7 protein-coding genes and 2 pseudogenes are annotated in these 10,258 nt (G+C 62.9%); 5 read left to right on the forward strand and 4 right to left on the reverse strand.

All coding sequences use genetic code 11. The annotated features are described in order from the left end of the window. Positions 1-736, reverse strand: a pseudogene (locus ABR948_RS24000) (methyl-accepting chemotaxis protein); the annotation flags it as partial. A 208-nt stretch (positions 737-944) separates the two neighbouring features. On the opposite strand from ABR948_RS24000, the gene ABR948_RS24005 reads away from it, so the two are divergent. After that, positions 945-1,100: a Thivi_2564 family membrane protein gene (locus ABR948_RS24005; protein WP_428122887.1), complete on the forward strand. Its 156-nt coding sequence runs from the start codon at positions 945-947 to the stop codon at positions 1,098-1,100. A gap of 127 nt (positions 1,101-1,227) precedes the next feature. Here the strand turns inward: ABR948_RS24005 and ABR948_RS24010 are convergent, their stop codons facing one another. The 3 genes from ABR948_RS24010 to cysD all read right to left on the reverse strand — a co-directional run bounded on the left by ABR948_RS24010 (position 1,228) and on the right by cysD (position 6,326). Beyond that, complete coding sequence (locus ABR948_RS24010; RefSeq protein ID WP_428122889.1) at positions 1,228-3,390, reverse strand: malate synthase G; 2,163 nt, start codon at positions 3,388-3,390, stop codon at positions 1,228-1,230. Positions 3,391-3,591: 201 nt separating this feature from the next. Further along, the gene (gene cysC, locus ABR948_RS24015; RefSeq protein ID WP_428122891.1) at positions 3,592-5,508 is read right to left on the reverse strand and encodes an adenylyl-sulfate kinase; all 1,917 of its coding nucleotides are present in this window, start codon (positions 5,506-5,508) and stop codon (positions 3,592-3,594) included. A gap of 23 nt (positions 5,509-5,531) precedes the next feature. Beyond that, on the reverse strand, positions 5,532-6,326 hold the full coding sequence (cysD, locus tag ABR948_RS24020) for a sulfate adenylyltransferase subunit CysD (protein WP_428122893.1): 795 nt from the start codon (positions 6,324-6,326) through the stop codon (positions 5,532-5,534). Between the two features lie 266 nt (positions 6,327-6,592). Between cysD and cysG the strand changes: the two genes are divergently transcribed. From cysG to ABR948_RS24040, 4 genes and pseudogenes are all read left to right on the forward strand, one after another. Next, positions 6,593-8,074 (forward strand): siroheme synthase CysG, encoded by a 1,482-nt coding sequence (gene cysG / locus ABR948_RS24025; RefSeq protein ID WP_428122894.1) that lies wholly within the window; start codon positions 6,593-6,595, stop codon positions 8,072-8,074. Then, on the forward strand, positions 8,071-8,388 hold the full coding sequence (locus ABR948_RS24030) for a DUF2849 domain-containing protein (RefSeq protein WP_428122896.1): 318 nt from the start codon (positions 8,071-8,073) through the stop codon (positions 8,386-8,388). The genes cysG and ABR948_RS24030 overlap by 4 nt, the downstream gene beginning before the upstream one ends. 12 nt (positions 8,389-8,400) lie before the next feature. After that, positions 8,401-10,056 (forward strand): nitrite/sulfite reductase, encoded by a 1,656-nt coding sequence (locus ABR948_RS24035; protein WP_428122897.1) that lies wholly within the window; start codon positions 8,401-8,403, stop codon positions 10,054-10,056. Continuing rightward, positions 10,043-10,258, forward strand: a pseudogene (locus ABR948_RS24040) (DUF934 domain-containing protein); the annotation flags it as partial. The gene ABR948_RS24035 and the pseudogene ABR948_RS24040, both read left to right, overlap by 14 nt.

A 10,258-nucleotide genomic window follows, 5' to 3' on the forward strand; every position in this document is an offset into this window, starting at 1 on the left:
GTGGCAGCGCGCTTCCTGCGGCCACGGTCTGCAGCGCAGTCCATGCAATCTCGATACCGCCGACGAGCTTGGTGTAATTTTGGCGGACCTCGGGCGCGGCGTGGCCGGCCGCCAGGCTGTTCGATATCAGCAGCGATGCTTCGCCGGCCGTATTGCGCATCAGCCAGGCGAGCTGCTTGATCATCAGCAACTGATCGATGACCGGATCACTATGGTTCACGGAAGCGGCAATCCGGACCGATATCTTGTCCATGGTATCGAGCAGCGCCGCCGTAACGTCCAGGAATTCCTTGCCAAGCGTCGGGCGACGCGAAGCCTTCGGCTTTTGCATCGCATCCCACGACTCGGCTTCCAGCGCGGTCATCGACTGTACCAGCCGGGTCAACTCGGGAACCAGCGTCGCGTGATCGGCGAAGTCAACCGAGCCGAGCACTTCGACTGCCGATCGCATCGCCGGCATCTGGGCGTCGCGGGTATCGCGCAGATATTTTTCGATGTTCGGTTGCAAGACCGCGTCGTCATTAAGGCTGCGGACCGTGGTCGATCTGTCGCTGCGCAGATTATGCATCGCCTTGAAGAGACTCGATGACGCATCGGCAACCACCGAAATCCGGCTCGTCGTGGTGAGCCGCTGCCATGAGTCCCAGGCAGTGAAGCAGAGCAGGGCCACCATGCAGGCCGACATCAGGACGATGACCGATTGGATCAGCGAAGACACCGTCAAACGATTCAACATGAATAGGCCCCTGAAATTTCGCCTACTTAGACAAAAAAGAGTAAATATTTAGACAGCAACCCTGCCGTTGAGGCGGGTATGGGCCTGAAAACACCGTTTATTCAGATACATACCGCCGGTTCCCCGCCTGGGAACCGGCGCGCCCGTTTGGCGTTGATGGTTGACGCCAGACGACTTTCTCTTTTTGCGTCCATTAAGGGGACCTCGAATGTTAATCAGCGTACTTGTCACGTTTCTCGTCGTTATTCTCATTCTGTATCTGATTAACCTGTTGCCGCTCGACGGCCGCGCCAAGCAGATCGCGCGCGTCGTCGTGATCGTCCTCGGCGTGATTTCACTGCTGAAATATATCGCGGTGTTTTAGGCGCTTTGGGAGGTTTGCCTGGAAGCCCATCCGAAGCGCTGACGGAAGTTTATCGTTCGCGCTTACGACAACAAAAAGCCCCGGCGACTGCCAGGGCTTTTCCTTGATCTGATGGGTTATAGCGCGATCAACCCGCAGCCTTGGCTTCGCGGCGCCGAGCGGTCAGGATGTATTCGGTGTAGCCGTTCGGCTGCTCGCGCCCCTTGAAGATCAGATCGCAGGCGGCCTTGAAGGCGACGCCGTCGAAACCCGGCGCCATCGGCCGATACAGCGGATCGCCCTTGTTCTGTCCATCGACCACAATCGCCATCCGCTTCAACGACTCCATCACCTGATTTTCGGTGATGACGCCCTGATGCAGCCAGTTCGCCAGATGCTGGCTCGAAATACGCAGCGTGGCGCGATCCTCCATCAGGCCGACGTCGTGGATGTCAGGCACCTTGGAGCAGCCGACTCCCTGATCGATCCAGCGCACGACATAGCCCAGGATGCCCTGGCAATTGTTGTCGATCTCCTGCTTCACATCGTCAGGCGCCCAGTTCGACTGCGACACCGGAATGGTGAGGATGTCGGACAGCTTGGCGCGCGGGCCGCCGTTGGCCAGTTCCTGCTGGCGCGCCTGCACGTTGACCTGGTGATAATGCAGCGCGTGCAGGGTTGCCGCGGTCGGCGACGGTACCCATGCGGTGGTGGCGCCGGCCTGCGGATGCGCGAGCTTCTGCACCAACATGTCCGCCATCATGTCGGGTGCGGCCCACATCCCCTTGCCGATCTGGGCATGGCCGGGCAGGCCATCGATCAGGCCGACATCGACGTTCCAGTCTTCATAGGCCTTGATCCAGGGCTGGGCCTTCATGTCGTTCTTGCGGATCATCGGGCCCGCTTCCATCGAGGTGTGGATCTCGTCGCCGGTGCGGTCGAGGAAGCCGGTGTTGATGAAGCAGATGCGCTTCAGCGCGTTCTGGATGCAGGCCTTGAGGTTGACCGTGGTGCGGCGCTCCTCGTCCATGATGCCGACCTTCATGGTGTTCTCGGGCAACGACAACATTTGCTCGACCCGGGCGAACAGTTCGCAAGTTAGCGCGACCTCGTCGGGGCCGTGCATCTTCGGCTTCACGATGTAAACCGAGCCGGTGCGGCTGTTGCGCGTGGGCGAAGAGCCCTTGAGATCGTGGATCGCCAGCAGGCCGGCGACGGCGGCATCGAGCAGGCCTTCCGGAATTTCTTCGCCGGCTGAGTCGAGCACCGCATCGGTGAACATGTGATGGCCGACATTGCGCATCAACAGCAGGCTGCGGCCATGCAGCTTGAGTTGCTTTCCGTCCGGCGTCGTATAGACGCGGTCGGGGTTGAGCGCGCGCTTGAGCGTCTTGCCGCCCTTCTCGAAATCGGCGGACAATGTGCCGTTCATCAGGCCGAGCGTGTTGCGGTAGACCAGCACCTTGTCTTCGGCATCGACCGTCGCGACGCTGTCTTCCATATCCAGGATCGTGCTGACGGCCGATTCCAGCACCATGTCGGCCACGCCGGCCGGATCGTCCTTGCCGATGATATGGCTGCGGTCGATTTTGACTTCGATATGCATCCCGTTATTGACCAGCAGGATTACGCTCGGCGCGGCGGGATCGCCCTGATAGCCGGCGAACTGCGTGTTCGACTTCAGCGCGGTGGCGTTGCCGCTTTTCAGTTTGACCGCGAGCTGGCCGGCGATGATGCTGTAGGACGTCACATCGGTGTGGCTTGCGGTCGCCAGCGGGACGGCGGCATCGAGAAACGCCTTGGCCTTGGCGATCACCTTGGCGCCGCGCGCCTTGTTGAAGCCCTTGGCCCCTTCGCCGGCCTCGTGCGGGATCGCATCGGTGCCGTAAAATGCGTCGTAAAGACTGCCCCAGCGCGCGTTGGCGGCGTTCAGGGCATAGCGTGCGTTGGTAAGCGGTACCACCAGCTGCGGTCCGCAGATTTTCCCGATTTCCTCGTCGACATTTAACGTCTCGACCTTCTGGGTCGCTGGCTCCGGCAGCAGATAGCCGATTTCCTTCAAAAATGCGGTGTACGCATTCATGTCGAACGGTTTGCCTTTGTGGGCACGGTGCCAGCCGTCGATTTTCGCCTGCAGGGTGTCGCGCACCGCAAGCAGCTCCCGATTTTTCGGCGCCAGATCCCGGATGATGGCGGCAAGGCCGGCCCAGAAGGCGTCAGGCGAAATGCCGGTTTTGGGGGTCGCTTCCCCCGCGATGAAGTCGAACAGAACGGGGGCGATTTTCAATCCGTGGGCATCGATACGGTTCATGGGTGATTTCTCGGGGGATTTCTCGCGGGAAACGGCGGCTAAGCGCCGTTTCGGGGGATAAAACGGCAAAAAGGGCGCCGCAAAGGGAAGTTTCCACTGCCCTTTTAACGCCAAAGCCGGGGCCATGAGAAGGCCTTTGGCGACCCCGGATTGCCCATATCGGTGGCGGTCGCCGGATTCAGGTGCAGGTACAGATCAGGCTCAGATATTGGCCGCGAGGTCGACCAGCTCGTCGAACAGAATGCCGGTTCGCGCCAGCATTCGCTCGATCTCGTCGGTTGCCTCGGTGACCGAGCAAACCGAGGTGTCGATCGTCAGGTCACTGGCTGCGGGTGGCTGGTAATCATTGCCGATACCGGTGAACGCATGCAGCGCACCGGCGCGGGCCTTGGCGTAATGGCCCTTGGGATCGCGGCTTTCGCAGACTTCGACGGGCGTCGCGACATAGACCTCGCGGAAGGCGGTGTCGGCGATGCGGCGCGCCGCGGCACGGTCTTCCGCCGAAGGCGAAACCGCAGCGACGATGGCGATATGTCCGTTGCGCGCCAGATGGGTGGCGACTTCGGCCAGCCGGCGAATATTCTCGGTGCGATCGGCCGGGATGAAGCCGAGGTCGCGATTGAGTCCGGCGCGCAGCGTGTCGCCGTCCAGCAACACCGGCGAGCCGCCCTTGCCGAATAATCGGCTTTCCAGCGCCCGCGCCAATGTCGATTTGCCGGAGCCCGGCAATCCCGTCAACCAGATTACCGCGCCGCCATGGCGGTAGCGTGCCGAGCGTTCGTCGGGGCGCAGCGCTGATTCCACCGGCACGATTTCGGCGGGAATGGCGCGCTGCCCGGAATCAACCGCGAGCACCAGGCCGCCGCCGGCGATGCGGCCATTGACCTCGATCACCAGGCGTCCGGTGCGGGGATTGTCGGTGAAAGGATCGGCGGCCAGCGCCTGCGCCAGCGAGATATCGATCTCGCCGACATGATTGCGCGCGATCGACTGGGTCTCCATGCTCGACAGTTCGCCGGGATCGACCGCTTTCTCGATCGCAACCACGGTGGCGCGGGTTTCCTTGGTGCCGAGGCGCACCAGGATTGAAGCGCCGGGCACCAATGGCTTGTCGTGCAGCCAGAAAATGCGCGCCCGAAGACGGCGGGTGTCGCGCGGGCTGCTGCCGACATGGGCGATGACGTCGCCACGTTCGATGAACAGTTCGCGGTCGAGCGTGATGCCGACCGACCGTCCCGCGGTTTGAGCCTCCTTGACCGGTGTCACCGGCCAGCCCTCGACGCTCTTGATCCGCGCGACCTTGCCCGCGGGCATGATGACGATCTCGTCGCCGGCGGCGAGATGTCCGGATTCGATGCGGCCCGCGACAATACGGCGGTCGTCGAATTTATAGATCGCCTGCACCGGCAGCCGCAGCGCCAGCTGCGCCAGCGGCCGCGCCGGTTCGAGCGCATCGAGCGCCTCGACCACGGTCGGTCCAGTGTACCAGCCGATACGCGGCGTGCGCTCGGCGACGCCGTCGCCGTCGCGCGCAGAAATCGGAATCACCGCCGAGGGTGTGACGCCGAGACCGATCAGATGCGCGGAAATCTCGGCGCTGATCTCGGCAAATCGCGCCGCGCTGAAATCGACCCGATCCATCTTGTTGACGACGACCGCGACCTGCCTGATGCCGAGCAGATGCAGCAGATAGCCGTGGCGCCGGGTCTGGTCGCGCACGCCCTCCAGCGCGTCGATGATCAGCACCGCGGCATCCGCCTGCGAGGCGCCGGTGATCATGTTGCGCAGGAATTCGGCGTGGCCGGGGGCGTCGATCAGCACCACGTCGCGCGATTGGGTGCGGAAGCGGATCTGCGTGGTGTCGATGGTGATGCCCTGATCGCGCTCGGTCTGCAGCGCATCGAGCAGGAACGACCATTCGAACGGCATGCCCCGCCGCGCGCTGACGGTCTTGAGCATTTCCAGCTTGCCCTCGGGCAGGCTGCCGGTCTCGTGCAGCAGCCGTCCGACCAGCGTCGATTTGCCGTGATCGACGTGGCCGACGATGACGATGCGGACCTGCGGGCGCGTGGTGCCGTTAGGGGTCGACGATATCGCGGGAGTAACGGTCATGTTCATCGCAACGCTCAGCTCAATATCGGTCAAAGATAGCCCGCGACCCGCAGCCGTTCGAAGGCGTCTTCGGTTTCGTGATCGAGCGCGCGGCCGGAACGCTCCGGCACTTTGGTGCCGTCGAGCTCGATGAGAATTTCCTCGATGTTCGACGCGGTGGAAATCACCGGGTTGGTGATGTCGGCGTCGCCCAGCGAGCGATAGCGCTTGCCTTGCCGGGACAGATACAGCGGAATGATCGGGATGTTTTCGCGCTTGGTATAGGCCCAGATGTCGGCTTCGGTCCAATGCAGGATCGGATGAATGCGCAAATGCGCGCCTGGCGGTGGCGAGGCGTTGAACTGATCCCAGAATTCCGGCGGCTGGTCGCGCACGTCCCATCCGCCTTCGGTGCCACGCGGCGAGAACACCCGCTCCTTGGCGCGGGTGGCTTCTTCATCGCGGCGGATGCCGGCGATCAATCCGTCGAAGCCATATTTGGCGAGCGCGAGCTTCAGCCCTTCGGTCTTGCGCGCGGCCGATCGGGCGGCCGGCGGCAGCGTCGGATCGATGGTTTCCAGCGGCGGGCACGGTTCGATCTTGAGATCGAGCTCCCATTCCTTGCCGTAGCGATCGCGAAACGCATACATCTCCGGAAATTTCTTGCCGGTATCGACATGCATCGCGGGGAATGGCACGCGGCCGAAAAAGGCCTTGCGCGCCAGCCAGATCATCACATTGGAATCCTTGCCGAGCGACCACAGCAGCGCCAGCTTTTTCAGCCGCGCGAAGGCCTCTCTGAAAATGTAGATGCTTTGGGCCTCGAGCGCGTCGAGGTGGTCCATCGAGGGTCCTTGGCCGGCCTCCTGGAGGCGCCTATCGGTCGAAGTCTGCATGACCGCAGATTCCACGATCGGGACGGCCCCTTGCAACCGGTCATTTGCTTGATCGTTGTCGAGAAGATGCATCTCTGGACCTTGGCCTTTAAAGGCTAAAATTCTATAGTTGCGTTGCAATAGAGAAACAATAATTTTCTCTTTGCTGCCGCTGAATGAGACATATATAGAAAATAATTCCAGTCAACCCCATGGATGGGGGAAGCGAGTATCGCATGCGATTCCTGCCGGTATTTCTCGATCTGCAAGCCGGTCCGGTGCTGCTGGTGGGTGCCGGGGAACTGGCGCGGGTGAAATTGCGCCTGCTTGGCGCCGCCAATGCGCGGGTTCGCTGGTACGCAGCCGACGGCCACCATGATGTGAGCGGGTTGGAGACAACGGACATAGCGCGGATCGAACTGGCCGAAGGCGATCCCTTGACCGCCGACCTCGGCGGGGTGATCGCAATCCTGTGCGCGGGCGCCGGCGAACTCGGGCCGGCGATGTCGGCGCGGGCGAGGGCCGTCGGCCTGCCCGTCAATGTGATGGACGATCTTGCGCATTCGACTTTCATTTTTCCCGCCATCGTCGATCGCGGCGACGTGGTGGTGGCGGTAGGCACCGGCGGCGCCTCGCCGGTGGTGGCGCGCCGCGTGCGCGAGAGTGTCGAGGCCGTTCTGCCGTCACGGATCGGCGATCTCGCCGGCTTTATCGGCCGCTGGCGCAAGCCAATCCATGACCGTATCGCGGAGATGCCGCTGCGTCGCCGGTTCTGGGAGCGCGTGATCGACGGCCCGATCGGCGCGCTGGTGCTCGCCGGCCGCCTCAACGAGGCGGAAGCGGCGCTGCATGATATCAGCGATCCCGCGGATTTCGCCGGTGCGCTGGCGAGCGGCCAGGCGGAGGGCAGGGTGACGCTGGTCGGCGCCGGCCCCGGCGATCCGGATTTGCTCACGGTCAAGGCGTTACGCGCATTGCAGGACGCCGACATCGTGTTTTACGACGAACTGGTGTCATCGGAAATTCTCGATCGCGCCCGCCGCGATGCTTCGCGGGTGCCGGTCGGCCGCCGCGTCGGCAAGCCCGGCATCGGCCAGGCCGCGATCAACCGGTTGCTGATCGAGGCGGCGAAGTCAGGACAGCGCGCGGTGCGGCTCAAGGGCGGCGATGGCTTTGTGTTCGGTCGTGGCGGCGAGGAAATCGAAGCGTTGCGCGAGGCCGGCGTCGCCTATTCGGTGGTGCCGGGCATTACCGCAGCCCTTGGTGCGGCCGCGGAGTTCGAGGTGCCGTTGACGTTCCGGCACGAGGCGCTGCGCATCACCTTCCTCACCGCGCACAAGGCCGAAGACGCTGAAGCCGTCGACTGGTCGGTGCTGACGGACGAGAAAATGACGATCGTGGTCTATATGGGCATGACCGCGGCGCCGTCGGTCCGCGACGGTCTGCTGGCCGCGGGACGCTCGCCGCACACGCCGGTCGGCGTGTTCGCGCGCGTGACGCGGCCGGATTCGCAGGCGGCCGTCGGAAGATTGGAAGACCTGCCCGGCCTGGTCGAAAAGATCGACGGCGGTCCCGCCGTGCTCATCATCGGCGACGTGGTCGCGCATTCCGCGCCATGGCTTATGCAAGAACGGCTTACCCGAGAATGGCGCAATCAGGGCTGGCACGCTCATAACCTCAATCAAGTCATCGCAAAATTGCTGGAAGCCGCCGAATGACCTCTCCGCTCGAACAGAAAAAAATCAGGATTACCGGTCCCTCGATGGTCACCGCCAACCGCACCTGGGATGGCGTCGTGATCTACCGCACCGCCCAGCAGGGCTGGTCGGTGAGCCTGTCGGATGCGGCGGTCGTTCGCACCTCTGATGAAGCCCGTGCCCTGCTCGCCGAATCGGTGGCCGACGACGTCGGCGCGGTCGGCGCCTACATCGCGCCGGTCGAGGTCAAGGACGGCGGCAAAATCAAGCCCGGCAATCTGCGTGAACACATTCGGTCGGAAGGCGTCACCATCGATCTTCCGGTTCCGGCATAAGGCAAGTCTCCGATGTACGCATATGACGAACTCGATCGCACGCTGATCAACGAACGGGTCGAAGAATTTCGCGATCAGGTGAAGCGCCGGTTGTCCGGTGAACTCACCGAGGACGAATTCAAGATGCTGCGGCTGCAGAACGGCGTCTATCTGCAACTGCACGCCTACATGTTCCGCGTCGCTATTCCCTACGGCACGCTGTCGTCGAAGCAATTGCGGCGGCTGGCGCATGTCGCGCGGCGCTATGACCGCGGCTACGGCCATTTCACCACCCGGCAGAACATCCAGTTCAACTGGATCAAGCTCGCCGAATTGCCGGACGCGCTGTCGGATCTCGCCGAAGTCGGCATTCACGCCATGCAGACGTCGGGTAACAACACGCGCAATGTCACCTCGGATCAATGGGCCGGCGTGGCGCCGGACGAGGTCGAGGATCCCCGGATCTGGTCGGAGCTGTTGCGGCAATACACGACGCTGCACCCGGAATTCTCCTTCCTGCCGCGCAAGTTCAAATTCGCCATCACCGCGTCGGAACACGACCGCGCCGCGATCAAGGTGCACGACATCGGCCTGCGCCTGTACAGGAACGCCGAAGGCGAGACCGGATTCGAGGTGCTGGTCGGCGGCGGATTGGGCCGCACCCCGTTCATCGGCAAAACGATAAAGCCGTTCGTGGCCGGCCGCGATCTTCTGAGCTATGTCGAGGCCATCCTGCGCGTCTATAACCAGTACGGCCGCCGCGACAATATCTACAAGGCCCGCATCAAGATCCTGGTGCACGAGCTCGGCATCGAGAAATTCGCGCAGGAGGTCGAGGACGAGTGGCTGCAGATGCGCGACAGCGCGCTGACGCTTGATGATGCCGTGGTCGAGGACATCCGCTCGCGTTTCACCTATCCGGTTTACGAAAAACTGCCGCATATGCCGGAGGAATTGAAGAAGGCGGCGCATGACCCGCATTTCGAGGCCTGGCGCAAGAATTCGGTCGCGCCGCACAAGGTGCCGGGCTATGCGATCGTCACGCTGTCGCTGAAGCCGGTGGGGGGCCCGCCCGGCGACGCCACCGCCGACCAGATGGATGCGATCGCCGATCTCGCCGACAAATATTCCTTCGGTGAAATTCGGGTCGGTCACGAGCAGAACCTGGCGCTGCCCCATGTTGCCCGCCGTGACCTGCCGGTGCTGTGGCGGGCGCTGGACAAGATCGGCGTGGCGACGCCGAACGTCAATCTGGTCTCCGATATCATCGCCTGCCCGGGACTGGATTATTGCTCGCTGGCGAATGCGCGCTCGATCCCGATCGCGCAGGAATTGACCCGGCGCTTTGCCAATCACGACACCGCCAATCTGATCGGGCGGCTGCACGTCAACATCTCCGGCTGCATCAATGCCTGCGGCCATCACCATGTCGGCCATATCGGCATTCTCGGCGTCGAGAAGAACGGTGAGGAGTTCTATCAGATCACGATCGGCGGCCGCGCCGACGAGAATGCCGTGGTCGGCACCCTGATCGGACCCGCGGTGCCTTACGGCGAGGTCGCCGACGTGGTCGAGGATATTGTCGAGGCTTACCTCGCGCTGCGCGCCCGTCCCGATGAACTGTTCGTCGACACGGTGAAGCGGCTCGGCGTCGAACCTTTCAGGGAGCGGGTCTATGCCACTCGTTAAGAATGGAAAAATCCTGGGCGACGCGTTCGTCCATGTGGCAGACGATGCAGAAATTCCAGGCGACGGCGCGATCCTGATTTCCTCGACACGCTTTCTCGGCGATCCGGAGACGCTTTCGCGTCGCACCGGCAAGACCGGCGTGATCTGGCCGAACAACCGCGACGTCGACGATCTCGTGCCGTATCTCGACCGGCTCGCGGTG

The organism is Bradyrhizobium sp., from assembly GCF_050014615.1.
GTDB lineage: Bacteria > Pseudomonadota > Alphaproteobacteria > Rhizobiales > Xanthobacteraceae > Bradyrhizobium.